The 25,880-nt window shown below is 69.8% G+C and carries 26 protein-coding genes; 7 read left to right on the forward strand and 19 right to left on the reverse strand.

Going from position 1 to position 25,880, the window contains the following annotated elements; genetic code table 11:
• Positions 1–6: 6 nt before the first annotated feature.
• The 9 genes from NTM_RS25025 to NTM_RS25065 all read right to left on the reverse strand — a co-directional run bounded on the left by NTM_RS25025 (position 7) and on the right by NTM_RS25065 (position 6,360).
• On the reverse strand, positions 7–288 hold the full coding sequence (locus NTM_RS25025; protein ID WP_179963992.1) for an acylphosphatase: 282 nt from the start codon (positions 286–288) through the stop codon (positions 7–9).
• Complete coding sequence (locus NTM_RS25030; RefSeq protein ID WP_163768795.1) at positions 275–691, reverse strand: OsmC family protein; 417 nt, start codon at positions 689–691, stop codon at positions 275–277. The genes NTM_RS25025 and NTM_RS25030 overlap by 14 nt, the downstream gene beginning before the upstream one ends.
• Positions 692–791: 100 nt before the next feature.
• Positions 792–1,646 carry a bifunctional DNA-formamidopyrimidine glycosylase/DNA-(apurinic or apyrimidinic site) lyase gene (gene mutM, locus NTM_RS25035; protein WP_104864717.1) on the reverse strand — a complete coding sequence of 285 codons (855 nt, stop codon included), beginning with the start codon at positions 1,644–1,646 and terminating at the stop codon, positions 792–794.
• A complete protein-coding gene (gene rnc / locus NTM_RS25040) occupies positions 1,639–2,343 on the reverse strand; it encodes a ribonuclease III (protein ID WP_104864716.1) in 705 nt (234 codons plus the stop codon). The genes mutM and rnc overlap by 8 nt, the downstream gene beginning before the upstream one ends.
• Positions 2,340–2,930, reverse strand: coding sequence for a YceD family protein (locus NTM_RS25045; RefSeq protein ID WP_104864715.1), 591 nt, complete (start codon positions 2,928–2,930; stop codon positions 2,340–2,342). The genes rnc and NTM_RS25045 overlap by 4 nt, the downstream gene beginning before the upstream one ends.
• Before the next feature lie 32 nt (positions 2,931–2,962).
• A complete protein-coding gene (sepIVA, locus tag NTM_RS25050; RefSeq protein WP_104864714.1) occupies positions 2,963–3,700 on the reverse strand; it encodes a cell division protein SepIVA in 738 nt (245 codons plus the stop codon).
• A 114-nt stretch (positions 3,701–3,814) separates the two neighbouring features.
• Positions 3,815–4,381 (reverse strand): hemerythrin domain-containing protein, encoded by a 567-nt coding sequence (locus tag NTM_RS25055; RefSeq protein ID WP_104864803.1) that lies wholly within the window; start codon positions 4,379–4,381, stop codon positions 3,815–3,817.
• 88 nt (positions 4,382–4,469) lie between these two features.
• On the reverse strand, positions 4,470–4,952 hold the full coding sequence (coaD, locus tag NTM_RS25060) for a pantetheine-phosphate adenylyltransferase (protein WP_104864713.1): 483 nt from the start codon (positions 4,950–4,952) through the stop codon (positions 4,470–4,472).
• 40 nt (positions 4,953–4,992) lie between these two features.
• Entirely contained in the window at positions 4,993–6,360 is a 1,368-nt protein-coding gene (locus NTM_RS25065; RefSeq protein ID WP_232079833.1) for a cytochrome P450, read from the reverse strand.
• Positions 6,361–6,486: 126 nt separating this feature from the next.
• Here NTM_RS25065 and NTM_RS25070 point away from each other — a divergent pair, with 126 nt between their 5' ends.
• The gene (locus NTM_RS25070) at positions 6,487–7,578 is read left to right on the forward strand and encodes a helix-turn-helix transcriptional regulator (protein ID WP_163768797.1); all 1,092 of its coding nucleotides are present in this window, start codon (positions 6,487–6,489) and stop codon (positions 7,576–7,578) included.
• Between the two features lie 41 nt (positions 7,579–7,619).
• On the opposite strand, the gene rsmD is transcribed toward NTM_RS25070, so the two are convergent.
• The 5 genes from rsmD to NTM_RS25095 all read right to left on the reverse strand — a co-directional run bounded on the left by rsmD (position 7,620) and on the right by NTM_RS25095 (position 14,268).
• Entirely contained in the window at positions 7,620–8,189 is a 570-nt protein-coding gene (gene rsmD / locus NTM_RS25075) for a 16S rRNA (guanine(966)-N(2))-methyltransferase RsmD (RefSeq protein ID WP_163769621.1), read from the reverse strand.
• Positions 8,186–11,635, reverse strand: a complete 3,450-nt coding sequence (locus tag NTM_RS25080) for a pyruvate carboxylase (protein WP_163768800.1) — start codon at positions 11,633–11,635, stop codon at positions 8,186–8,188. The genes rsmD and NTM_RS25080 overlap by 4 nt, the downstream gene beginning before the upstream one ends.
• A gap of 79 nt (positions 11,636–11,714) precedes the next feature.
• Positions 11,715–12,350 carry a vitamin K epoxide reductase family protein gene (locus NTM_RS25085; protein ID WP_163768802.1) on the reverse strand — a complete coding sequence of 212 codons (636 nt, stop codon included), beginning with the start codon at positions 12,348–12,350 and terminating at the stop codon, positions 11,715–11,717.
• The gene (locus NTM_RS25090) at positions 12,347–13,123 is read right to left on the reverse strand and encodes a DsbA family protein (RefSeq protein ID WP_104864709.1); all 777 of its coding nucleotides are present in this window, start codon (positions 13,121–13,123) and stop codon (positions 12,347–12,349) included. The genes NTM_RS25085 and NTM_RS25090 overlap by 4 nt, the downstream gene beginning before the upstream one ends.
• Before the next feature lie 32 nt (positions 13,124–13,155).
• On the reverse strand, positions 13,156–14,268 hold the full coding sequence (locus NTM_RS25095; protein ID WP_163768804.1) for an alpha/beta hydrolase: 1,113 nt from the start codon (positions 14,266–14,268) through the stop codon (positions 13,156–13,158).
• A 124-nt stretch (positions 14,269–14,392) separates the two neighbouring features.
• Between NTM_RS25095 and NTM_RS25100 the strand changes: the two genes are divergently transcribed.
• The 5 genes from NTM_RS25100 (at position 14,393) to NTM_RS25120 (ending at position 19,037) form a co-directional block, all read left to right on the forward strand.
• A complete protein-coding gene (locus NTM_RS25100; protein WP_104864707.1) occupies positions 14,393–15,232 on the forward strand; it encodes an aldo/keto reductase in 840 nt (279 codons plus the stop codon).
• Between the two features lie 8 nt (positions 15,233–15,240).
• Positions 15,241–15,780, forward strand: a complete 540-nt coding sequence (locus tag NTM_RS25105; RefSeq protein ID WP_163768806.1) for a hypothetical protein — start codon at positions 15,241–15,243, stop codon at positions 15,778–15,780.
• Positions 15,781–15,930: 150 nt separating this feature from the next.
• On the forward strand, positions 15,931–17,358 hold the full coding sequence (locus NTM_RS25110) for a PepSY-associated TM helix domain-containing protein (RefSeq protein WP_163768807.1): 1,428 nt from the start codon (positions 15,931–15,933) through the stop codon (positions 17,356–17,358).
• A complete protein-coding gene (locus NTM_RS25115; RefSeq protein ID WP_163768809.1) occupies positions 17,351–17,851 on the forward strand; it encodes a copper chaperone PCu(A)C in 501 nt (166 codons plus the stop codon). Before NTM_RS25110 ends, NTM_RS25115 begins: the two co-directional genes overlap by 8 nt.
• The gene (locus NTM_RS25120; RefSeq protein ID WP_163768811.1) at positions 17,844–19,037 is read left to right on the forward strand and encodes a Dyp-type peroxidase; all 1,194 of its coding nucleotides are present in this window, start codon (positions 17,844–17,846) and stop codon (positions 19,035–19,037) included. The genes NTM_RS25115 and NTM_RS25120 overlap by 8 nt, the downstream gene beginning before the upstream one ends.
• Before the next feature lie 5 nt (positions 19,038–19,042).
• Here NTM_RS25120 and NTM_RS25125 read toward each other — a convergent pair whose 3' ends face one another.
• From NTM_RS25125 to NTM_RS25135, 3 genes are read right to left on the reverse strand one after another with little or no spacing between them, the layout of a single operon-like run.
• Complete coding sequence (locus NTM_RS25125; protein WP_104864703.1) at positions 19,043–19,753, reverse strand: HNH endonuclease family protein; 711 nt, start codon at positions 19,751–19,753, stop codon at positions 19,043–19,045.
• Positions 19,750–22,020: an ATP-dependent DNA helicase RecG gene (gene recG, locus NTM_RS25130; protein WP_163768813.1), complete on the reverse strand. Its 2,271-nt coding sequence runs from the start codon at positions 22,018–22,020 to the stop codon at positions 19,750–19,752. Before recG ends, NTM_RS25125 begins: the two co-directional genes overlap by 4 nt.
• A 1-nt stretch (position 22,021) precedes the next feature.
• Positions 22,022–23,680, reverse strand: coding sequence for a fatty acid kinase ATP-binding subunit FakA (locus NTM_RS25135; RefSeq protein WP_163768815.1), 1,659 nt, complete (start codon positions 23,678–23,680; stop codon positions 22,022–22,024).
• A 247-nt stretch (positions 23,681–23,927) separates the two neighbouring features.
• On the opposite strand from NTM_RS25135, the gene rpmB reads away from it, so the two are divergent.
• Positions 23,928–24,122, forward strand: a complete 195-nt coding sequence (gene rpmB / locus NTM_RS25140) for a 50S ribosomal protein L28 (RefSeq protein WP_104864700.1) — start codon at positions 23,928–23,930, stop codon at positions 24,120–24,122.
• 32 nt (positions 24,123–24,154) lie between these two features.
• Here the strand turns inward: rpmB and NTM_RS25145 are convergent, their stop codons facing one another.
• Together NTM_RS25145 and NTM_RS25150 are read right to left on the reverse strand one after the other, a co-directional pair.
• Complete coding sequence (locus NTM_RS25145; protein WP_163768816.1) at positions 24,155–24,832, reverse strand: uracil-DNA glycosylase; 678 nt, start codon at positions 24,830–24,832, stop codon at positions 24,155–24,157.
• 25 nt (positions 24,833–24,857) lie between these two features.
• The gene (locus NTM_RS25150; protein ID WP_163768818.1) at positions 24,858–25,817 is read right to left on the reverse strand and encodes a thiamine-phosphate kinase; all 960 of its coding nucleotides are present in this window, start codon (positions 25,815–25,817) and stop codon (positions 24,858–24,860) included.
• Positions 25,818–25,880: the final 63 nt, after the last annotated feature.

Genomic DNA, 25,880 nt, shown 5'->3' on the forward strand with positions numbered 1-25,880 from the left:
CGGGGGTCAGCGCTCGGTGAAGCCCGAGAGCGCGTCGGACGGTTCGGACCAGTCGGAGATCACCTTGTCGACGTGACCGGGCGTCTCACCGCCGGTGAGCAGCGCCAGAAGGCGTTCACAGGCCGCCCGCGGACCCTGCGCGACGACCTGCACCCGGCCGTCGGGTTTGTTGGCCGCATAGCCGGTCAGGCCCAGTTCCAGCGCCCGCGACCGGGTCCACCAGCGGAAACCGACGCCCTGGACGTAACCGTGCACCCAGGCGGTCAGGCGGATGTCAGTTTCCCCCAAGATCTTTCACCTCAAACGTCACTTTGGTTCCCTGCTTCAACGTGCGTCCCACTGTGCACACCTGGTCGATCGCCCGCTCGACGACGGTGAGCAGCCGGGCCTTCTCGTCGTCGGACAGCGCCGACAGGTCGGCCTCCAGCACCTCGTCGAGTAGCGGGTAGACCTCCTGCTCGCGGTCGGCAGCCCCGGACACCCGGATCGTGGCGTCATAGTCGTCGCCAAGGCGCCGGCGCATCGGCTGATCGCTGGCCATCCCGCTGCACGCGGCCAGCGCGATCTTGAGCAGCTCACCCGGCGTGAAGACGCCCTCGACGTCCTCCGAGCCCACCAGCACTTCGGCGCCGCGCGAGCTGCGCCCCGTATAGCGACGCACCCCGGTGCGCTCCACCCACAGTTCGGTCACGCCCTATTTCTACAGCGTTGCCGACGACGCCCTGCCGAACTGAGATTCCCGGTCGTGGTTTCGGCGCCGATCACAGCCAGGAATCCCAGTTCGGCGAGAACTAGGCGCGGGGGCGGGGTTGGCAGCGCGGGCAGTAGAAGGACGAGCGGTTCATGAACTTGTCGCGCCGCATGATCGCACCGCAGCGCCGGCACGGCTCACCCTCGCGGCCGTACGCGTCCAGCGAGCGGTCGAAGTACCCGGACTCGCCGTTGACGTTGACATAGAGCGAGTCGAACGACGTGCCACCCTGGCCGAGCGCGTCGGTCATCACCGCGGTCGCGGCGTCGAGCAGCTCGGCGAGCTTGGCCTTCGAGATCCCCGACGCGAGCCGGGCGCCGTTGATCTTCGCCCGCCACAGCGCCTCGTCGGCGTAGATGTTGCCGATCCCCGACACCACGGTCTGGTCCAGCAACTGCCGTTTGATCTCGGAATGCTTGCGGCGCAACACCTTCACCACGGCGTCGCGGTCGAACAACGGGTCCAGCGGGTCGCGGGCGATATGCGCGACGGGCGCGGGCACATCGGTGCCGTCCACCGTCACCAGATCGGCGATCATCCAGCCACCGAACGTGCGCTGGTCGACGAAGCTCACCGTGGTGCCGTCGTCGAGCAACGCCGCGATGCGCAGATGGTTCTCGTTGGGCACCGGTCCGAGCAGCATCTGCCCGCTCATGCCGAGGTGAACCACCAAGGCCTCAGCGGTCTCGCCGCCGAGCGTGAGCCACAGATACTTCCCCCGCCGCCCGGTCCCGGTGATCGTCATGTCGAGCAGTCGGGCCGTCAGATCAGCCGGGCCGGCCTCGTGCCGGCGTACCGCACGCGGGTGGTGCACCCGGACCGCGGTGATGGTCCTGCCGACGACATGGGCGGCCAGGCCCCGGCGGACGACCTCGACCTCGGGGAGCTCAGGCATCCGGATGCGCGGACTTCAGCGCGTTCCACGCGGCCGAGGCGGCCTTGAGCTCGGCTTCCTTCTTGGTGCGGCCGACGCCCGTGCCGTAGACCTTCTCCCCGACCACCACGACGGCGGTGAACTCCTTGTCGTGATCGGGTCCGGTCGAGGTGACCTGATAGGACGGCGCGCCCAGGCCGAGGGACGCGGTCAGTTCCTGCAGGCTGCTCTTCCAGTCCAGCCCGGCCCCGAGTGTCGGCGCGGTGTCCAGCAGACCACTGAACAGACGCAGGATGACTTCGCGCGCCGCGGCCCCGCCGTGTTCGAGATAGATTGCGCCGAGCAGGGATTCGACACCGTCGGCGAGGATGCTGGACTTGTCCGCGCCGCCGGAGTTCTCCTCGCCTTTGCCCAATAACAGATAGGCGCCGAGCCCGTCTGGGGACAGGTTCCGGCCGACGTCGGCCAGCGCCTGGGTGTTGACGATGCTCGCACGCAGCTTGGCCAGATCGCCCTCGGAGCGGTCGGGATGGCGATGATAGAGCTCTTCGGTGATCGTCAGACCGAGTACCGAATCGCCGAGGAACTCCAGCCGCTCGTTGGTCGGCACTCCGCCGTTCTCGTAGGAGTAACTGCGATGGGTCAGCGCGATGGTGAGCAGGTCCTCGGACAGGTCGATCCCCAGCGCTTTGAGCAGGGGCGCCCGGTCCGTCGTCACTTGTCGTCCTCGCCGCCGTCGCGGAAATCGGCCAGTTTGGCCCAGCGCGGGTCGATCTTCTCGTGATGGTGCCCGGGCTCGGCGTCCTCCAGGGCGATCCCGCAGTCGGGGCACAACCCCTGGCAATCCGGGCCGCACACCGGTGAGAACGGCAGCACCAGCCCGATCGCGTCGATCACCGTCTGCTCCAGGTCGACGGTCTCGGCACCACCGTCACGGCCGACGCGGGGAACCTCGTCGGCCTCGGTGGTCTCGTCGGTGGCGCTGTCCGGGTAGGCGAACAGCTCGGTCAGATCGATCTCGACCTCACCGGAGATCGGTTTGAGGCAGCGTGCGCACTCCCCCGACGTGGGGGCCGATACCGTCCCGGTGACGAGCACGCCTTCGGACACCGATTCCAGCCGCAGGTCCATCGTCAACGGTGCGCCCTCTTCGACGGCGATGAGTTCGACGCCGATCCGCAGAGGGCTCGGCACGGTGGTGTCCACGGTGATCATCGAGCCGGGACGCCGGCCGAGCCGAGAGATGTCGATCACGAGCGGCGACCGTGACGACCGGTGCGCCGCCGCGCTAACGTGCGTCGCCATGTCCGTATCGTACGGTCAGCTCCGCGAGGGGTTTACCGCGCGGCGTAGTCGTGGGTCCCGGCCGAGGTCCGCAGCTGGTGACGGCCCCGCCCGACCGACCGCAGCGTGCCGTTGAGGAAGTCCTCGAACTCGGCGAGCTTGCTGTCGACGTAGATGTCGCATTCACCGCGCAACCGGTCGGCCTCGGCGTGCGCCGAGTCGATCATGCGGGTGGCCTCGGCCGTCGCAGTCGCGACGACCTCGGTCTGCGACACCAGGCGCTGCTGTTCCTTGATGCCCTCCTGGACGGCCTTCTCGTAGGCGAGGTTGCCGCTCTCGATCAACCGGTCGGCCTCGGACTTGGCGCGTCCGGTGCTGGCCTCGTACTCCCGCTTCGCCGTCGCGGCGATGCGCGCGGCCTCCTCGCGGGCCTCACCGACCATCCGCTCGCTGTGCTGGCGCGCCTCGGCGACCATGCGGTCGGCCTGGGCCTTCGCATCGGCGAGCAGCCGGTCGGCCTCGGACCTGGCGTGGTTGACCATCGAGTCGGCCTCGGCGTTGGCCGTCGACACGGTCGATTCGGCGTGGTCCTTGGCCTCGCGCAGCAGCGTGTCGCGCGCGTCCAGCACGTCCTGGGCGTCGTCGAGCTCGCCCGGGATCGCGTCCTTGATGTCGTCGATCAATTCCAGAACGTCGCCGCGCGGCACCACGCATCCGGCCGTCATCGGCACGCCGCGCGCTTCTTCGACGATCGCACCCAACTCATCGAGAGCTTCGAACACTCGGTACACGGCGACACCCTCCAGGCGTAGTTGTTAGTGACCAGTGTGCCTGGTGTTACGCCTGTGACTGGTGTTTCGTCGACGGTGTGTCGCGTCGAAAATCGTCGAATGCGGTGCGCGGGGTCAGCGCAGGGCGGCGCCGATCGCGTCGCGGGCGCGGTCCAACATGGACGCGAACGGGCCGACGGCGAAGTTCAGCGTCGCCGACTCGACACCGGGATGCGGTCTCGTGGGGGCGATCGCCTCGGCCGCCTGCACCGCGCCGGCCATCCGTTTGAGATCCGCGGCGTCGACCTCACGGGCCAGCTTGGTGAACTCCTCGATCTCCTCGTGCTCGGCGTGGGCCAGCACGACGTCGCGGAACTTGCTCAACTCGGTGATGAACTCGTCGGAGGCGATGTCGAGATCCTCCAGCGCGGCCAGCTGTTCCTTGGCGGTGTGCTCCTCGTGCAGCAGCGCGTCGGCGATGTCGCCGCCCTCGTCGACCTCGCGCCGGATGCGGGGATGTACCACCATCTCCTCGGCGGTCTCGTGCACGGCGAGCAGCTGACGCAGTTCGGTGAACGCCTTCTCCCGCGCCTTCGGATCGGTCGCGTAGAGCACGTCGTCGAACATGTCCTTGATCAGGTTGTGCTGATCCTTGAGGAACGAGACGACGTCGTCGGTGGACTGGACAAAGGTTTTCGGCACGGTCGGCACCTCCGGGTAGGGAGTCGTGGACGGGCGGCGCGAAGGGGCTGTGCGCCGGTCGTCCCCCGGATACCCCGGCGGGTCCTGCTCAACCGCGTTCGGCCAGCTTGTCCTTCAGCCGCGCGTTGACCACCGGTGGCAGAAGCGCCGTCACGTCGCCGCCGAGCATCGCGACCTCCTTGGCCAACGATGACGACACGAACGAGTACTGCGGGGTGGTCGCGACGAAGAACGTGTCGACGCCGGCGACGTGCTTGTTCATCTGCGCCATCTGCAGCTCGTACTCGAAGTCGGTGCCGGTCCGCAACCCCTTGACGATCGCGGTCAGGTCGCGCTCCTTGACGAAGTCGACGATCAGGCCCCGGCCCGATTCCACGCGCAGGTTGGACAGGTGGGTGGTCGACTCCTCGATCAGCGCGATCCGCTCGTCGAGGGTGAACATGCCCTTCTTGTTCGGGTTGACCATCACCGCGACGACGACCTCGTCGAACTGGGCGGCCGCCCGTTCGAAGACGTCGATGTGACCGAGGGTCACCGGATCGAAGGATCCCGGGCACACGGCTCCGCTCATGAGAGCTGACCGTAGCAGGGCCGGTCGCGGCCCAGGGGGATCAGCGGTGCCGCACCCGTGCGGTGATCGGGGCCGCCGCGACCGCGGTGAACGGCACTTGGACCGGGAACTCGGCTGTCGTGGAGACGATTTCGACCTTCCTGACGATGGTCGCCAGCGCCAGGGTGGCCTCGAGCATCGCGAAGTGGTCTCCGATGCACGACCGCGGGCCCGCGCCGAACGGCAGATACTGCCAGCGATCCGGGCGCTCGCCTCCGGTGAAGCGGTCCGGATCGAAGGTCAGCGGATCGGCCCACAACCGCGGATCGCGGTGCAGCGCATAGATGCCGACGACGAGCATGCTGCCGGCCTCCACGAGATGACCGCCGACATCGATGTCGCACACCGCTTCCCGGCTGGTGGCGGGCGCCGGCGGGCACAACCTCAACGCCTCGTGCAGCACCGCCACCGTGTAGCCGAGCGCGGGCACGTCCGCCGGCCCGAGACTTTCACGCTCCCCCACCGCGACGACCTCGGCCAGCACCCTGTCCTGCAGGTCGGGGCGACGGCCCAGCTGCCACAGCGCATAGGCCAGCGTCGTCGCCGTGGTGTCGTGCCCGGCGATCAGGAACGCGATCAGATCGTCGGCGATCTCGCGATCGGTCAGCGGCGCCCCGGTCTGCGGGTCGACGGCTGCCATCATCGCGCGCACCAGCGGCGCGTCTCGCCCGGCATCGGCCCGGCAGGCACGCACGATGCCGTCGGCGATGCTGTGGAGTTCGGCGGCCGCCGCACCGGCCCGGCGCCGCGCAGGCGTCGGGAACCACCGCGGCGCCTTGACCGGGGACCCGGTGCGATCCGCGATGTGCGACAACGCGATGTGCATCGGCGCACCGATCGACGACACCTGCTCGGTGAGGTCGATGCCGAGCACAGCCCGCCCGAGGGCACACAGTGTGAGACGGCGGCTCTGGGTGTCGAGGTCGATCTCTGCGCCGTCGGCCCAGCTGTCGGCGACCGACTGCGCGGCGGCGGCCATGTGCCCGGAGAACTCCTCCACCCGCCTCTTCGTGAACACCGGCTGCAGTGCGCGGCGCCTCGGCGTCCAGTCATCGTGTTGGAGGTCGAAGAGGTTGCGCCCCATGAGGTGTCGCATCTCCGCGTGTACGACGGTCTTGTCCACCAACGTGCCGTGCCGGCACAGCACGTCATGCACGGCCCCTGGCGAAGTCGCCACGACCACCGGTGGCATCAGCCAGCGCGGCGCCAGTTGCAGGCGCGTCACCGGACCGCCGGCATCGCGCAGCGTCTCACATCCGGTGTGGAACTGGCGCAGAGCACGGATCTGCTCTCGCCGGGGCAGCGGGTTAAGCGGCGCGGGTGGGAGGGAGCTCACCTCCGGCATCGCCCCCGTACGCAGGGTGGTCATGGCCTCTACCCAACCCCCGGAACGGCCCCCGATCCTCATCCGTTCGGCTGAGATCGCGCTTTCGGCACCCAAGCGGCCGAGACGTTTTAGAGTCGAGTCACTATCAGCAGTCCCGGGGGTTCTGCGATGGGCACGATCGAGGACTTCTCCCGCATGGTGTCGCGGGTGTACGGCGCAGCCACCGCACCCGACGCCTGGGGTGAGGCGATGGCCGACATCCGAAAGGTGTTCGGCAGTCTCACCGCGGCGCTGATCGAGATCGACGGCGGCACCCGTGCTGTCAAGAGCGCCAATCTGTCCGGTGACGCGGCCTCCGAGTACGTGGGCTACTACCGAAAGATCGACTACGTCCTGGCCGCCGTGGAGCACAGCCCGGTCGGTCTGGTTCGCGGTGGCCGTGAGCTCATCGCGCTGCAGCCTCGCTCGGAGTTCGACGCCGACTGGATGCGCCCGCACCGGCTCAACGACGGGTTGTTCGTCCGGCTCTGCGGGGCGGACCGCACGACGAGCTTCCTCGTCGCCGGGGATTGCGCAGCCGAGGAATTCGACTCGCCCGACCGCGCGAGGCTGCTCACCAACCTGATCCCGCACCTGCAACAGGCGCTGCGCACCGAGCGATCCCTGCGTGCGCACTCCGTCAGCCACGAAACCCTGCACATGATGATCGACTGCGTCGAGCACGGCATCGTCACCCTCGACGCGAATTCGGCGGTGATGCAGATGAATCGCGCCGCGGCGGCGATGTTGAGCGCGCGCGACGGACTGGAGATGTGCGCCGGCGCCGTCGTCGCCACCGACGCGGCCACCGGCAGACGGTTGACAAGGGCGCTCGCCCAGGCCCTCGGCCTGACGGCCGCTGCCGCCCCCGGCGGCACATCGCTGCTGTGCCCCCGGCCGTCGGGTCGCCGCCCCTATGTGGTGCACATCGTGCCGTGCGCCTGTGACGACGACAGGGCGCCGTGCGCACTGATGGTGATCCTCGACCCCGAACGTGTCCCGGAACCGCCGATGTCGGTGCTGTGCCGGCTGTTCGGGCTCACCCGCGCCGAGGCACTGGTGGCCGCCCGGGTTCTGCGCGGCGAAGGGGTGCGCGCGATCGCCGACGAGATGGCGTTGTCGGTGTCGACGGTGAAGACCCATCTGCAGCACGTCTTCGACAAGACCGGCACGCACCGGCAGGCCGAACTGGTGCGGTTGTTGCTGTCGGTCAGTCGCTGACCCCGCCGTCTTCGGTCAGTCGCTGACCCCGCCGTCTTCGGTCAGTCGCTGACCGAAGCCATCTCCAGCCGGGTGTCCCCGTACCGGCGCGGCTTCCACGCCGCCCAGGTGTCCGGCCACGCGATCTCGGGGGCGGACGCGGGGCGTTCCACCACCGCGACGGTGCCCGCCGTGGTCCAACCCGCGGCGCCCAGCGTGTCGATCAACTCGGCGATCTGGGCCGAATCGACCTCGTAGGGCGGGTCGGCGAGCACCAGGTCCACCGGCCGCGACGCACCCCCGGCCAGCACCGTGGCGACGCTGCCGCGACGCACCGTGGCACCGCGCGCACCCAATTCCGCGACGTTGCGTTCGATCGTCGCGACCGCACGTGGATCGGATTCGACGAACAGCACCGACCGGGCGCCGCGGGACAGCGCCTCGAGGCCGAGCGCACCGGAGCCGGCGAACAGGTCGACGACGCTGATGCCGGTGAAGTCGATACGGGCGGCCAACAGGTTGAACAGTGCCTCGCGCACCCGATCGGTGGTCGGGCGGGTGCCGCGGCCGGACTTCTGCTGGGGCACGGTGATCCGGCGGCCCCCGAAGGAGCCCGCGACAATCCGGGTCAGGACGACTCCCCGGACGTGTCGCCGGAGACGGCGGCGCCGCCCGAACCGATCACCACCAGTAGGTCTCCACCCTCGACCTGGGCGGTGGCGCTGACCGCGACACGGCCGACGGTGCCGGCCTTCGGCGCGGTGATCGCCGCCTCCATCTTCATCGCCTCGATCGTCGCGATGGCCTGCCCGGATTCGACCTTGTCGCCCTCGGCGACGTTGACGGTGACCACGCCCGCGAACGGTGCGGCGACGTGGTCGGGGTTGGTGCGATCGGCCTTCTCGGCGGCGGGGACATCGCTGGCCACGCTGCGGTCCCGGACCACCACCGGGCGAAGCTGGCCGTTGAGGATGCACATCACGGTACGCATCCCGCGTTCGTCGGCGTCGGAGATCGCCTCCAGCCCGATCAGCAACTCGACTCCGCGTTCGAGGGTGACCCGGTGTTCGTCGCCGTGCCGCAACCCGTAGAAGAACTGGTTGGCCGACAGGCTCGAGGTGTCCCCGTACTGCTCTCGATGCGCCTCGAATTCCTTTGTGGGACCCGGGAAAAGGAGCCGATTCAGCGTCGCCTGCCGTTTCGGGCCCGGTTCGGCGAGTGCCTCGGCGTCCTCGGCGGACACGTCGGCCTGCCGCTTGGCCGGTGCGCGGCCGGCGAGCGCCTTGGACCGCAACGGTTCCGGCCAGCCGCCGGGCGGGTCGCCGAGTTCTCCGCGCAGGAACCCGATCACCGAATCGGGGATGTCGAATCGCTCGGGGTCGGCCGCGAATTCGTCGGCGGACACGCCGGCACCGACCAGCGCCAGCGCGAGGTCACCGACCACCTTCGACGACGGCGTGACCTTGACCAACCTGCCCAGGATCCGGTCGGCGGCCGCGTAGCTGGCCTCGATCTGCTCGAAGCGGTCCCCGAGCCCCAGCGCGATCGCCTGCTGGCGAAGATTCGACAGCTGGCCGCCCGGAATCTCGTGGTGGTACACCCGTCCCGTCGGCGTGGTCGGGCCCGCCGCCGCAACATCGAAGGGGGCGTAGACCTTTCGCAGCGCCTCCCAGTACGGCTCCAGGTCGCAGACCGCCCCGAGGGACAGCCCGGTGTCGAATTCGGTGTGCGCGGTCGCGGCGACGATCGAACTCAGCGCGGGCTGGCTGGTGGTGCCGGCCAGCGGTGCGGAGGCTCCGTCGACCGCACTGGCGCCGGCCTGCCAGGCCGTCAGGTAGGTCGCGAGCTGCCCGCCGGGGGTGTCGTGGGTGTGCACGTGCACCGGCAGGTCGAAACGGCTGCGCAGCGCCCCGACGAGGGTGGCCGCCGCCTGCGGGCGCAGCAGGCCCGCCATGTCCTTGATGCCGAGCACGTGCGCACCGGCCTCGACGATCTGCTCGGCCAGCTTCAGGTAGTAGTCGAGCGTGTAGAGGTTCTCCGCCGGGTCCGACAGGTCCCCGGTGTAGGACATCGCGACTTCGGCGACGGCCGTACCGGTTTCCCGCACCGCGTCGATGGCGGGGCGCATCGAGTCGACGTTGTTGAGCGCGTCGAAGATCCGGTAGATGTCGATCCCGGTGGCCGTCGCCTCCTGCACGAACGCATGGGTCACCGACTCCGGGTACGGCGTGTAGCCGACGGTGTTGCGACCGCGCAGCAGCATCTGCAGGCAGATGTTGGGCACCGCCTCGCGCAGCGCGGCCAGCCGCTCCCACGGATCCTCCTTGAGGAACCGCAGCGCGACGTCATACGTTGCGCCGCCCCAACATTCGATGGACAGCAGCTGCGGGGTCATCCGGGCGACGTACGGCGCGACCATCAACATCCCGGACGTCCTGATCCGGGTCGCCAGCAGCGACTGATGCGCGTCGCGGAAGGTGGTGTCGGTCACGCCGACCGACTTCGACTCCCGCATCCACCGGGCGAACGCCTCCGGCCCGACCTCGGAGAGCAGATGCTTGCTCCCGCGCGGCGGCATCGTGTTGAGGTCGATCTGGGGCAGCTTGTCCTGCGGATACACCGTCGACGGGCGCGGGCCGTGCGGCTGATTCACGGTGACGTCGGCGAGGTAGTTCAGGATCTTGGTGCCGCGGTCGGCGGGGGTGTGCGAGGTGAGCAGGTGGGGCCGCTGGTCGATGAACGACGTGGTCACCTTCCCGGCCCGGAAATCGGGGTCATCGATGACGGCCTGCAGGAACGGGATGTTCGTCGTGACCCCGCGGACACGGAACTCGGCCAGCGCCCGGTGCGCCCGGGCCGCCGCCGTGGCGAAATCGCGGCCGCGGCAGGTCAGTTTGACCAGCATCGAGTCGAAATGCGCGCCGATCTCGCCGCCGAGCACGGCACCGCCGTCGAGCCGGATCCCGGCGCCGCCGGGCGAGCGGTAGGCGGTGATCCGCCCGGTGTCGGGGCGGAAGCCGTTGGCGGGATCCTCGGTGGTGATGCGGCACTGCAACGCGAATCCTCGTGGCGCCGTCAACATGTCCTGGCTCAGTCCCAGATCGGCCAGCGTCTCCCCGGACGCGATGCGCAGCTGGCTGGCCACCAGGTCGACGTCGGTGATCTCCTCGGTGACCGTGTGCTCGACCTGGATGCGCGGGTTGCACTCGATGAACACGTGGTGGCCGCGCTCGTCGAGCAGGAACTCCACCGTGCCCGCGCAGGTGTAGTCGATCTCGCGGGCGAACGCGACCGCGTCGGCGCAGATCCGCTGCCGCAGATCCTCGGAGAGGTTCGGGGCCGGGGCGAGCTCGATGACCTTCTGGTGCCGTCTCTGCACGCTGCAGTCACGCTCGAACAGGTGCATCACGTTGCCGGTGGAGTCGGCGAGGATCTGCACCTCGATGTGGCGCGGGTTCAGGACGGCCTGCTCGAGGTAGACGGTCGGGTCGCCGAAGGCCGACTCGGCCTCGCGGCTGGCCGCTTCCACGGACTCGGCCAGCCCGTCGCGCTCCTCCACCCGCCGCATCCCGCGCCCGCCGCCGCCGGAGACGGCCTTGACGAACAGCGGGAACTCCATGTCACGCGCGGCTTCGACGAGTTCGTCGACCGACGCCGACGGTGCGGAGGACGCCAGCACGGGCAGGCCCGCCGAACGGGCCGCCGCGATCGCGCGCGCCTTGTTGCCGGTCAGCTCGAGGACGTGGGCGCTGGGCCCGACGAACGTGATGCCCGCCGACGCGCACGCGGCCGCCAGCTCGGGGTTCTCCGACAGGAAGCCGTACCCGGGATACACCGCGTCGGCACCGGCCTCCAGCGCGACCCGCATGATCTCGTCGACCGACAGGTAGGCGCGCACAGGATGACCGACGTCGCCGATCTGGTACGACTCGTCGGCCTTGAGACGGTGCAGCGAGTTGCGGTCCTCGTACGGGTAGACCGCCACCGTCGCGATGTCCATCTCGTAGGCCGCGCGGAACGCGCGGATCGCGATCTCACCGCGGTTGGCGACAAGGACTTTGGTTATCCGACCGGCCACGGTTCACCTTAACCTTGCTGGTCTTTCTCACACCGCCGGACTCAACGCTGTGATTGCGCGTGCCGCCAGGCGGTGTTGATCACAGAAGTGTCGACCAGTAGTTCCAGAACCGTTCGAGGATCAGCAACACCACCGCGGTGAACCACAGCGTCACCAGCGACCAGCGCCAGGTGTGCAGGGTGCGCAGCACCGCGCTGCCGCTGCGCTGCGGGGCCGCCACGATCGAGGTCGTGACCACCAACAGCGGTATCGTCACGGCCCACACCACCATGCAGTACGGGCACAGCGCGCCGATGCGGTACAGGCTCTGGAAGATCAGCCAGTGCACGAACACCGCGCCGAGCAGTGTCCCGGCCGCCAGGCCGGCCCAGTACCACCGCGGCAGGTTCACCCGGGCCAGGGCCAGCACGCCGGTCACCACCACGACGGTGAACGCGACGATGCCGATCAGCGGGTTCGGGAACCCGAACAGCGACGCCTGCGGGGTGATCATCACCGAGCCGCAGGACAGCACCGGGTTGATGCTGCAGGACGGCACGTAGTCCGGGTTGATCAGCAGTTCGATCTTCTCGATCGTCAGCGTCAACGCGGCGGCGAGCCCGGCGATCCCGGCGATGAGCACCCACAGCGCACTGCTGCGGGCGACCGCGGCCTCCGTCGGCTCACCGTCCGACGGACCGGTGTGCTGGATCGAGTCGGCCGCGGTGGCGGTCATGATGCGGGCGCGGGTTGGGGCGCGGGTGCGGGCGGCGCGGCCTCGAGGCCGGGCACGTCGCCGACGATCTCCTTGATCTTGGCGACCAGCGCGTCCGGTGTGGAGTACTGGTAGTCCTCACCGTTGATCCGCACCGACGGGGTGGACTGGATGCCCGTGGCCTTGGCCAATCCGCCGACCATGTCGACGTAGGTGCCCTTGTTGATGCACTCGGAGACCTGGTCGCCGGCCACGCCGGACTGGCGGGCGATCTCGATCAGCCGGGCGTTGTCCGGGTAGGCCGAGCCGGTCTCGCTGGGCTGCTGTGCGTACAGCGCCGCGTGGAATCGGCGGAACGCGTCGACGGAGGAATCGGCCACGCAGTACGCCGCGCCGCCGGCGCGGGCCGGGTAGTTCTGGTTCTGCGGGCGGTCCAGGATGCCGACCATGTAGTAGTCGGCGGCGATGGCGCCCGAGTCGATCATCTTGGAGATGGTGGGGCCGAACTGTTGCTCGAACGCGCCGCAGTGCGGGCACAGGAAGTCCTCGTACATGCTCAGGACCGCCTTGGGCTCGTCGGTGCCCTCTTTCTTGATCACACTGGCCGCCTCGACCCGGATCCCGCGGGACTCCCCGGCGGTGGGCTTGTCGTCAGCCGAGGCCACGATGTAGAGCACCAACGCGACCGCGAACAGCACGACGACCGCGGTCAGACCGATCTGGATGAGCAGGTTGCGCTTACGGTCCGCTGCTTTCAGGTCGTAACGCGCGTTCTTCTTGGGTTTGGTGGCCACGGGTGACACATTACCGGCGCGGCCGGGACGGCTTAGCCGGTGCGGGTCAGATGCGCGCGGATCGCGGAGATGAAGTCGGCGGTGGCGGTCGCGCTGTCCCCGCCGAGCGGGAAGAAGTTCGCGAAACCGTGCACGACGCTGCCGTACTCGCGGTAGTCGACGGGAGTGCCCGCCGCGCGCAGGGCCTCGGCATAGAGCCGGCCTTCGTCGCGCAGCGGGTCGAAGCCCGCCGTGACCACCAGCGCCGGCGCCAGCCCGGACAGATCGGGGGCGCGCAACGGCGATACCCGCGGGTCGGTCGCCTCGACGCCGCTGTCGTCGAGGAACTGCGACATGAACCAGTCCATATCGCGCGCGGTCAGGAAGAAGCCGTCGGCGAACAGCGTCTGCGACCGGGTCTCGATGCCGACCTCGGTGGCCGGGTAGAGCAGCACCTGCAGCGCCGGTTGCGGCACGCCCTCGTCGCGGGCGCGCTGCGTCAGCACCGCCGACAGGTTGCCGCCCGCGCTGTCCCCGCCCACCGCGATGCGGTCCGGGTCGGCGCCGAGCTCGGCGGCGTGTTCCCGCGCCCACAGGTAGGCGGCGTAGGCGTCCTGCGCACCGGCGGGAGCCTTGTGTTCGGGGGCCAGCCGGTAGTCCACGGACAGCACGTGGATGCGCGCGGACCGGCAGATCTCGCGGCACAGGTCGTCGTGGCTGTCGATGCTGCCGATCACGTGACCGCCGCCGTGGAAGAACACGAGCAGCGCGGCGTCCTCGGCGTCGGTGCGGTAGTGCCGGGCGTTGATCGGCCCGTCCGCACCGGCGACGGTGAGGTTGGTCACCGACGCGACCGGGATGTGTTTTTTGAAACCGGCCGCCAGCACGTCCAGCTGGGCGCGGGCGACGACGGGGTCGTCGTCGGCGACGAGCCCGTCGAGGCCGAACATCTGCTGGCCGGTCAGCATCAGCTGCAGCGTGGTGTCGAGGGTGTTGCCGTCGACAGTGGTCGTACGACCGCCCAGCATCAGGCGTTTCACCCGGTCAGGGATGCGCGGTAGCGCGCGCAGCGTGACCCCCGAGATCGTGGTGAGCGCTCGCTCGGCCGCCCGGCCGCCGCGCCGTCGCGACGTTCTGGAGGCGGGACTCGCAGTCACCTGGGTCATCGGGAACTCCTGTCGGTGGTCGGCGTGCCGGGTGGCGTATCGGCCGGGGGTGGGTGCAACCTGTAATCGAAAGAGCCAACGGATATGGTCTTCGCCAGCATTCCACTTCAGAAAAGAAGGTGACATGACGTCGGCGGCAGCTATCCCCACCGTCACACTCAACGACGACAACACCATGCCGGTCATCGGCCTCGGTGTGGGTGAGTTGTCTGAGACAGAAACCGAACAGGCCGTCTCCGCGGCGCTGGAGACCGGTTATCGGCTGATCGACACCGCGTCGGCGTACGGCAACGAGGCCGCGGTCGGGCGCGCCGTCGCCGCATCGGGTATCCCCCGCGACGAACTGTTCATCACCACCAAGCTGGCGCCCGAAGACCTGGGTTTCCAGTCCGCCCAGGACGCGATCCGGGTCAGCCTGGAGCGGCTGGGGCTGGACTACGTGGACCTGTTCCTGATCCACTGGCCCGCCGGCGAGCAGGGCAAGTACGTCGACAGCTGGGGCGGGATGATGAAGCTCAAGGAGATCGGCCTCGCCCGCTCGATCGGTGTGGCCAACTTCCACGAGCACCACCTCGACGACCTGATCGGGCTGTCGTTCTTCACCCCCGCGGTGAACCAGATCGAGTTGCACCCGCTGCTGAACCAGGCCGCGCTGCGAGCCGTCAATGCCGAACACGGCATCGCCACCGAGGCCTACGGCCCGCTCGGCGTCGGCAACCTGCTCAGCCACCCCGCGGTCACCCCGATCGCCGAAGCGCACGGCAGGACGCCCGCGCAGGTGCTGATCCGGTGGAGCCTGCAGCTGGGCAACATCGTCATCCCGCGGTCGTCGTCGCCGGAACGCATCGCGTCGAACTTCGACGTGTTCGGCTTCGAACTGACCGACGCGGAGATGGCGACGCTCAACGGGCTCGACGACGGCACCCGGTTCCGTCCGGACCCCGAGACCTACACCGGCGCCTGACCCGATCCATGCCCACGCCGCCGAAGACCCGCGCACGGTGGGTGCGCGGCACCCTGGTCGGGGTGTCTTCGGCGGTCACCACCCTGGGTGCGCACGCCGCGGCGGGAGGCATGCTCCCGCAGGGCAGCGCGCTGGTGCTGGCCCTGCTGCTGTGCGCGACGGTCGGTGCGGTGTCATGCCGGCCCCGCACCGACGGACACGTGGCGCGCTGGGCCGCGCCCACCGCGGCGCTGTTCGCCGCCCAATACCTCGGCCACCTGGCGCTTTCGGTCACGGGCCATCACCATGCGTCCGTCGACCTGACCCCCGGCGCAGCGATGCTGGCTGCCCATCTCGGCGCCGCGGTGCTGCTCGGGGCCGCAATCGCGGCCGTGGAGTACCTGTACGCGGTCTGCGCGTCGGTGCTGTGCTGGCTGCGCCTGTTCGCACTGCGCGGGGGCCGGCCCACCGTACGGGTACGCCGCCACGTCACGAAAGTCGTTGTCGCCCGGCCCGTTCTGACCACCGGGCTCGGTATGCGGGCTCCCCCGGCGCCTGCCGCCGTCTGACGGACCTACCCGTCACCACACTCTCACCGGACCACGACGTGCCGTCGTGGCCGTCGTGCCTGCGCCGCCGCGCCCTCGCGCGCTGACGGCATCCCCTGTCGGCCTGTGTCGCCGACCCCGTCTTTCTCGTCCCCAAAGGCTCATTCCCCCATGACCATTCCCGATGACATCCATCAAACCCACGCTGCCGCAGTACCTGCGCGGCACGCGCCACCCCCACCGCACCATCGGCGGGCGCTGCTGGTGCGCCTGCACTTCTACGCCGGCATCCTGATCGGGCCGTTCCTCGCGGTCGCCGCGGTCACCGGAGCGCTGTACGCGGCGGCGCCGACGATCGAGCGAGTGGTGTACCGCGACCTGCTGTCGGTGCCACCCGCACCCGCGGCGCTGCCTCTGCAGGAGCAGGTGGCCGCGGCCCGGGCGGCGTTCCCGCAGCTGACGATGACCGGTCTGCGGCCCCCCGCCGAGCCCGCGGACTCCACCCGTGTCTATTTCGCCGACCCCGCCCTCGGTGACGACCTGCTGCGCGCGGTGTTCGTCGATCCGTACACCGGCCGGGTGCTCGGCGACGAGCAGACCTGGCTGGGATACCTGCCGGTGAGCACCTGGCTCGACGGGTTGCACCGCCATCTCAACCTCGGTGAGCCGGGCCGCCTCTACAGCGAACTCGCGGCGTCGTGGCTGTGGGTGGTGGCGCTGGGCGGGCTGTGGTTGTGGCTGATCAGGTCCGCCCGAGACCACCGCGACGGACGCATGCACCGCGTGGTGATGCCGGATCGCACTGCCCGCGGCCGCTCCAGGACGCTGAGTTGGCACGGCGCGACCGGGGTCTGGCTGCTGGCCGGGTTGCTGTTCCTGTCGGCGACCGGGATCACCTGGTCGACCTACGCCGGCGCACATGTCAGCGACCTCAGAGCCGCCATGAATTGGCAGCGGCCACAACTGGATACCGTGATCGCCGGAGCCGGTGGGCACGCCGGACACGGTGGCCCGGTGACGCAGCCGGGCGTCGATGCGGCGTCGGTCGACTACTCGGGCGTGCTGGCTGCAGCCGCCGATGCCGGGGTACGCAGTCCGGTCGAGCTCACCCTGCCCGCCGCCCACGGCGAGGCCGTCACCGTCACCGAGATCGACAGGCCGTACCGGTGGACCACCAACGCCGCGGCAGTGGATCCCGGCGATCTCGGCGTCACCTCGGTGGTCGACTACCGCCGTGATTACTCGACGATGGCCAAGCTCGCCGACTGGGGCATCCGTGCGCACATGGGCTTCCTGTTCGGCTGGCTGAACCAGGCGTTGCTGCTCGCCGTCGCGGTCGGACTCCTCACGGTGATCGTGCGCGGCTATCGGATGTGGTGGCAGCGCAGGCCCACTCGTGGATCCGACTGGGCGGTGGGCAGAGCACCGCTGCGCGGCGGATTCGGGCGTCTGTCCGTCCCTGCGCGGGCCGGGATCGTCGCCGCGGCCGTCGCGGTCGGATGGTTCCTGCCGCTGCTGGGAGTGTCGCTGGTGGCGTTCCTCGTCGTCGATCTCACGCTGGCCGCGGCCAAGCGGAGGAAGGAGAACAATGATGCGTGACAACAGGATCACAGCCCTGATCGTGGCAGCCGCGGTGATGCTCACCGGGTGCGCCGCGGGCGGCGACGGCGGATCCCCGACCCCGGCGGCCGTGACCGTCGAGGATCCGTGGGCAGCCGCGGCCGATACCGGCATGACGGCGATGTTCGGCAGGCTGACGAATGGCGGAGATCGGGATGCGGTCGTGATCGGCGGGGATTCACCTGCCGCAGGCCGGGTCGAGGTCCACGAGGTGGCCGCCGGTCCGGACGGAGTTGCGACGATGCGTCCCAAACTCGGCGGCATCACGATCCCGGCCGGCGGTTCGCACGAGTTGTCCCCCGGCGGCGATCATCTGATGCTGATGGATCTGACGGCGCCGCTTCGACCCGGCGACGACGTGTCCGTCACGGTGATCTTCGCCGACGGCACGCGGCTTCCGGTCACCGCTCAGGTACGGGACTTCGTCGGCGCCGACGAAGAGTACGCGCCCGGCGGGCACGGCCATGGCTGACGACCGCTGGACGGTCAACCGGCGGCGCCTCTTCACCGGAGGCGCCGCCGTGGCGGCCGCATCCGTGCTCACCCAGTGCGGCTCCGCGCAATCCGCTTCGCCGGCAACGGAGTTCGGGGCAGACACGGTGCCGTTCCACGGCGCGAACCAGGCGGGTGTCGCGACGGCTCCCCAGGCGCACGCGCTGTTCGTCGCACTGGACCTGGTGCCGGACGAGGCCCGGTCGGCCCGGGACACGCTGGCGGCGGTCCTGAAGTTGTGGAGCACCGACGCGGCGAGGCTGACGCGCGGCGAGCCGGCGCTGGCCGACACCGAACCCGAACTCGCCCACCGGCCGGCGCGTCTGACCGTGACCGTCGGGATCGGGCCCAGTGGATTCGACCGGATCGGGCTGCGGCATCGGTGCCCGGTCGACGAACTGCCCGGGTTCCGCACCGACCGGTTGGAGCCGCGCTGGTGCGGTGGCGACATCCTGCTGCAGATCTGCGCCGACGACCCGATGGTCGTCGCGCACGCCGCACGGGTGCTGCTCAAGAACGTCCGCGCGATGACGGCGGTGCGGTGGCGGCAGACCGGATTCCGGACCGCACGGGGCGCCGCTGCCGACGGTGCGACGATGCGCAACCTGATGGGTCAGGTCGACGGCACCGTGAACCTGCGCGAACCCGGGCAGTTCGAGCGTCACGTCTGGGATGACGGGTCGGTGCACCCGTGGTTCGCCGGGGGCACCGTGCTCGTGCTTCGGCGGATCCGAGCGGAACTCGACGCGTGGGACGAACTCGACCGCGACAGCAAGGAACTGACCGTCGGACGGCGCCTGGACAACGGCGCGCCGTTGACCGGCCGCGACGAGTTCGACGAACCGGACCTCGACGCATCGGAGAACGGCATCCCGGTCATTCCGCCGAATTCCCATGTGGCGCTGGCCCGGCACCGCGACGAGGGCGAGCAGTTCCTGCGGCGCGCGTACAACTACGACGATCCACCCGAGCACGGCACGACCGACTCAGGGTTGATCTTCGCCGTCTACCAGCGCGACCCCGCACGCCAGTTCGTGCCCGTGCAACGGCGACTGGCGCAAGCCGACGCGCTCAACCCGTGGATCACCACCATCGGGTCGGCGGTGTTCGCGATCCTGCCCGGGGTGTCCGAGGGCCGATACCTCGGGCAGTCGCTTCTCGAATAGCCGGCTCAGCCGGGTGGGCACGTCTCAGCGGCCTGGCGAAGCACGGGCGCCGACGGCGCGTCGACCGGCAGGCCGTAACCGCGGAGCACCTCGATGAACTGCATCGCGTACTGGCAATGGAACGCCCCGTTCGGCGGCATCCACAACGCCGGGGGCTTGTCTCCCTTGTCCTGGTTCGCCCCGCCCGCGACGGCGAGCAGGTTGGCCGGATCGTTGGCGAACCGCACCCGCATCTCCTGAGTCCAGTTGCGGGCGCCCAGATCCCACGCCAGCGCCAACGGCACGATGTGGTCGATCTGGACCGAGGCGCCGACCTGCGCACCACGGGTGAATGCCACTGCGGCGTTGGTGTACGGGTCGAGCAGCACACCGGTCGCCACCGCGACCGGACATCGCGAGATCGCGACATAGGTCTTGTCGATCAGGTCCCGGTCGAGGATGTCGTTGCGGGTGTCGCAGCCGTTGCGCCCGCCCGGGGCGGTGGTGTCATCGGTCCACGCATCCCCGAACGCGTCCCGCCGGTAGTCGCCCGCGCGGATCCGCGCGGGCACCTCTGCGATGCCCGCCAGCACGTCGGCCCCGGGAACGACGGTGGGCACGTCGGCGTCGGCCACGTACTGCGCGGACCGCTGGGCGGAGTGCTCGACGGTCTGGTAGGCGACGATGACCGCGAGCAGCGCCGCGAGCGCCAGCCACAGGGTGTGCTTGCGGCTCACGACATGTCCAGGAACTGCACTTTGTCGCCTTCGGTGAACGGCGCCGACAGCGCCGCCATCCCGGAGTCCAGCGGATCGGATTCGTAGACCGTCTCGCACAGTTCCCGCGCGGCCAGGATGACCTCGAGATGCCGGGCCAGCGACAGGAACTTCAGGGTGATCGGGCGCCCGGACTGGTACAGCCCCAACACGTCTCCCTCGCTGCGCTCCCGCAGGTCCAGATCGGCGAGCTCGAAGCCGTCCTGGGTGCCGGCGACCGCCGTCAACCGCTGCCCCGCCTTCGACTCCTCGGGCAGCCTGGTGACCAGCAGGCACAGGCTGGGGTGCTCTCCACGGCCGATCCGGCCGCGCAGCTGGTGCAACTGGCTGATCCCGAAGCGGTCGGCGTCCATCACCACCATCACGGTCGCGTTCGGCACGTCGACGCCGACCTCGATCACCGTGGTGCACACCAGCACGTCGATCTGCCCGGCGCGGAACGCGCTCATCACGGCGTCCTTCTCGTCGCCGGAGAGCCGGCCGTGCATCAGCCCGAGCCGCAGATCCTTCAGCGGGCCGCGCTGCAGTCCGGCGAGGAGCTCCACCACCGTGACCGGTGGCGGCAGCCGGTCGTCGTCATCGCTGTCGCGCCCTTTCGCGGCGGACTTCTTGGCTTTGGCCTTGCCCGACTTCTCGTCCTCGTCGTCCTCGTCGATGCGCGACGCGACGATATAGGCCTGCCGCCCGGCCGCGACCTCCTCGTTGATGCGTTCCCACGCCCTGGCCAACCAGGTCGGCTTCTGGGTCTGGAAGATCGTGCTCGTCTTGATGGGCTGGCGCCCGCGCGGAAGTTCGCGCAGCGTCGAGGTCTCCAGGTCTCCGTAGGCGGTCAGCGCCAGCGTCCTCGGGATCGGGGTCGCCGTCATCACCAGCAGATGCGGCGTGATGCCCTCCGGGGCCTTGGCCCGCAACCGGTCTCGCTGCTCGACGCCGAACCGGTGCTGCTCGTCGACGACCACCATGCCGAGGTTGTCGAATTCGACGGCGTCCTGCAGCAGCGCATGCGTGCCGATCACGATGCCGGCCGCCCCTGAGGTGATCTCCCGGCGGGCATCACGCTTCTGCGCCGCCGACATCGATCCGGTCAGCAACGCCACCCGGGTCGCGTTCTCGGCCCCGCCGAGCTCACCGGCGCCCGCGAGCGCACCGAGCATCGCCCGCATCGACGAAGCATGCTGCACCGCAAGCACTTCGGTCGGTGCGAGCAGCGCGCACTGATAGCCCGCGTCGATCATCTGCAGCATCGCCAGCAGCGACACGACGGTCTTGCCCGAGCCGACCTCACCCTGCAGCATCCGGTTCATCGGCCGGGTGGCGCCGAGCTCCTCGGAGATCACCGCGAGGACCTCGCGCTGCCCCGCGGTCAGTTCGAACGGCAGCTGGGCCGTCATCTGGGTGACCAGCCCGCCGTCGCGGCGGGCGGCGGGCGGCCCCGACGCCGCGAGCTCACTGTGTCTGCGGCTCACCAGCCCCCACTGCAGACCGACCGCCTCGTCGAACGTCAACCGCTCGATCGCGCGGTTGCGTTCGGCTTCGTCGGCGCTGAGGTGGACCGCCCTGAGCGCCTGGTCCTCGGACATCAGATCGTGTTCGCGCACAAACCATTCGGGCAGCGTCTCGGGAACCGGATCGAGCACCGCGAGGGCCTGCCGGATGCAGGCGTAGATGTCCCAGGTCTGCACCTTCGAGTTCGCCGGGTAGATCGGGAAGAAGTCTTTCTCGAACTCGGCGAGCAGGTCGTCGCCGGTGGCGTCGGTGGTGGATGCGATCGACGTCAGCGATTTCGTGCCGAACGTCTTACCGGACGGCGAATCGAGCACCATGAACGCCGGATGCGTCAGCTGCATCGTGCCGCGGAAGTATCCGACCTCTCCCGACAACATCACCTTGGTGCCTTCGACGAGGGTCTTCTTCAGATACTTCGGGTTGAAGAACGTCGCGGTGACCTTCGGCCGCCGGTCGCGCAGCGTGACCACGAGGTACTCGCGGGACCGCTGATTCTTGGCCCACTTGAGCTCGGCTTTGGCGATCACATCGACGAACGTGACGTGTTCACCCTCGTCGAGGTCGAGTTCCTCGCCCTCACCGCGGACCGTCATCGCATCGCTGTACTTGCGCGGGAAGTACCGCAGCAGGTCACCTACGGTGCGCAGGCCGAACTGCTCCTCCAAGGGGTCGGCGGCCTTCTTGCCGAGCACGTAGTCCAGACGGTCGTCGATCGTGGCCATCTCATTCCACCCCGATGAGCAGCGCGTCGCCGCGGTGTCCGGTGTGGAACGTGACCAGTTCGGCGCCGAGGTGCTTGTGATGCACATGGTCGGCCAGCCTCGCGGCGACGTCTTCGCCGGCGGCCTCCCCGGTCAGCACGGTGACCAGTTCCCCACCGGCGGCGAGCAGCAGATCGATCAGGCCGGCCGCGGCGGTGACGACGTCGCCGCCGACGATCACCACCTCGTCGCCTGCGATGGCCAGGCCGTCGCCGGGTTTACAGGCGCCTGCCCAGGTCAGCGCCTCCTCGGCGGCGATCCGCACCGAGCCGAAGCGGGCCGCAGCCGCCGCCCGGGCCATGGTGTAGCCGTCGTCGACGAGACGGCGCTGCGCGTCGTGTACCGCGAGCGCGGCGAGGCCCTGCACCATCGAGCCGGTGGGCACCGGCACCATGTCGATGCCCCAGTCGGAGGCCACCGCGCACCCGGCGACGATCTCCTCGGCCGCGACGTAGCCGTTGGGCAACACCATCACCTGCCCGGCACCGGTCTTGACCAGCGCGTGCAGCAGCTGTTGGGCGCTGATCGGCACGTCGGGTTCGGGGCGCAGCACCTCGGCGCCCTCTCCGACGAACAGGTCCTCGGCGCCGTCACCGTCGACCACGGCCAGCACGGCCCGTTCGCGGCTCCAGCTGCGTGGCCCGTGCCGGTCGGAGTCACCGGTGAGCGACGTGATCTGAATCTGGCTCAGGGTGCCTACCGCCAGGCCGGCCTCGACCGCGGCGCCGGCGTCATCGGCATGCACATGCACCGAGTAGTGGCCGCCGTCGCCGGAGCCGCTCTGGCCGAAGCCCGACGCGGCGATCGCGATCGAGTCACCGAGCTCGTCGAGCCGTGCGCGCAGAGTCTCGATGTGCTCGGCGGCGCAGTCGCTGAGCAGATACATCACCTCGAAGCGCGGCGGCGGCGGTTGCTCCGGCCCGCTCCGCGCCGGCACCCCCGGTTTCGGGGCGGGCGTGTACACCGGGCGGTGGGTGCTGTGGCCGGTGATCGTCAGGGTCAGCGCATCCAACAGCACCAGCAGACCGCGCCCGCCCGCGTCGACGACACCGGCGTCGGCCAGCACCTCGAGTTCGGTGACGGTGCGGTCCAGGGCGGTCGCGGCGGCCTGGGTGCTCGCGTCGACGGCCCCGGCCAGGTCGGCTCCGGCTGCCACGGCGTCCTCGGCCGCGGCGGCCGCATCGTGCAGCACCGACACGATCGTGCCCGGCACCGGCTCGCCCATCGACGCGACCACCAGGGTGACGGCGTGCCGCAGTGCGGTGCTGAACAGCGCCGGGCCGATGTCTCCCGGCGCGCCACCCTGTTCGTCGGCGGCCGCGGCGGTGACCTCCGCGAACGCGCGCAGGATCTGCGACAGGATCACCCCGGAGTTGCCGCGCGCCCCGCGCAGGGCGCCCGCGGCCAGCGCGGCGGCGACCGCGGTGACGTCGTCCCCGGTCACGGCGTCGGCCTGGGCCCACGCCGCGCGCATCGTGAACAGCATGTTCGTCCCGGTGTCGGCATCGGCCACCGGGAACACGTTGAGCTGGTTGATCTCGTCGGTGTGGCTGATCAGCGCCGCCACCGCGTCATGGGCCCAGCGGCGCAGGGTGGACGCATCCAGCTGTCCAGCCGACATCTCACCTCCACACGCCGCCGCCGTCGGCGTCAGCCTAGCCACTGCCGCCGACAGTGCCGAAGACCGTACGGCGAGGTTGTGGACACCCCGGCCACCGCGTTCGGGCGGTTTTGGCGATCGATGCCGCGGCCGGTATTCTGATCAGGTTGTCGGGTCGGTCCGCGTCACCTGCCGAGTAAGTAGGGTGGCCGAACGGGCCCAGACCCCGACCAAAGACCTTCAAGTACCGATTCGAGGAGTTTCAACTATGGCTGCCGTGTGCGAGATCTGCGGGAAAGGCCCCGGCTTCGGAAAGTCGGTGTCGCACTCCCATCGCCGGACCAGCCGTCGGTGGAACCCGAACATCCAGTCGGTGCGCGCCGTGTCCGGCCCCGGTGGCAACAAGCACCGCGTCAACGTGTGCACGTCGTGCCTGAAGGCCGGCAAGGTCTCGCGCGGCTAGTTCGCGGCCAGACCAGCACCACTTCACTTCCGCTACGGCAGGCGCCAGTCGACAGGCTCGGCGCCTGCCGTCGTCAGCAGGTCATTGGCCCGGCTGAACGGCCGGGAGCCGAAGAAGCCCCGCGACGCCGATAGCGGCGACGGATGGGGCGATTCGATCGTCGCCGTGTCCCCGAGCATCGGCTTCAGCGTCGACGCGTCGCGGCCCCACAGCACGGCCACCATCGGCGTGCCGCGCGCCACCAGTGCCCGGATCGCGCATTCGGTGACCGCTTCCCAACCCTTTCCGCGGTGTGACGCCGGCGTACCCGGCCGCACCGTCAGCACCCGGTTCAGCAGCATCACGCCCTGCTCGCACCACGGCGTGAGGTCCCCGGTGGACGGCTTCGGGTAACCGAGGTCCTCGCAGTACTCCTTGAAGATGTTGTCCAGGCTGCGCGGCAGCGGCCGCACCTCGGGGGCCACCGAGAAGCTCAGCCCGACCGCGTGTCCCGGTGTCGGGTACGGATCCTGCCCCACGATCAGCACCCTGACCTTCTGCAGCGGGAAACCGAAGGCCCGCAGGATGTTCGGGCCCGCAGGCAGATACGTGTGCCCCGCTGCCAGTTCTTCGCGCAGGAACTCCCCCATCTGCGTCACCTGGGACTCGACCGGCGCGAGGGCGCGAGCCCACCCCGGCTCCACCAACTCGTTGAGAGGACGTGCTGTCACGAGAGGCCAACTTAGCCCAGCCGGTTCAATACGACTGCCAGCCCGGGTCTCCGCGCCAGTGCGCGCCGTCGACGGTGACCCGCGCCGCACCGTCGGCCGCGACGGTGCCGATGACGCGCCAGCCCGGCGGCACAGGGCCGGGGAACGTGGCCACGAGGGCATGGTCCTCACCGCCGCCGAACACGCACTGGCCTGCATCGACGCCGGCCGCGGCGGCCGCGTCGGCGACCGCGGCGACGTCCGCGCCCAGTGCCTCGGCGGCCAGGTCGATGTGCACGCCGGAGGCCGTCGCGATGTGACCGAGATCGGCAAGCAGCCCGTCCGAGACATCGGTCATCGCGCTCGCCCCGGCCCGCGCCGCAGCGGCGCCCTGCCCGTATGGCGGCTCGGGCACCAGATGTCCGCGCCTGATCTCGTCGAATCCACCGATACCTTTGCGCCACAACGCATATCCCGCGGCAGAGCGACCCAGCACCCCGGCGACGGCAACGGTGTCCCCGCGCCGCGCGCCGCCACGCCGCACCGGCTCGCGGCCACCGAGATCACCGAGCGCGGCCACCGAGATCACCCATTGCGGTGCCGCGACCATGTCACCGCCGACGATGCCCGCACCCATCAGGCCGGCCTCGTGCCACATGCCGTCGGCCAACTCGACCGCGCCCGCGACAGCGCTGTCGGCCGGGGCGCCGAACCCGACCACGAAGGCCGTCGACCGCGCACCCATCGCCTCGATGTCGGCGGCGTTCTGTGCGATCGCTTTTCGGCCGATGTCGTACGGCGACGACCAGTCCAGCCGGAAGTGCCGCTTCTCGACCAGCATGTCGGTGCACACCACGGTCCTTCCGTCGGCGGCAGCCACCACGGCGGCGTCGTCACCGGGTCCGACGCTGACGCCCGCCGGTTGCCTTCGGCCGGCGACCAGCCGGTCGATGACGGCGAACTCCCCCAGCTCCGACAGTGTCGCGCCGGCGTCATCGGCCGCCATGTCAGTTCCTTTCACCTGCGGTACGTTTGGTCCCTGCGGCGTGGAGTCTATGCAGCCAGATGG

It is taken from the genome of Mycolicibacterium parafortuitum (assembly GCF_010725485.1).
Classification (GTDB): Bacteria; Actinomycetota; Actinomycetes; order Mycobacteriales; family Mycobacteriaceae; genus Mycobacterium.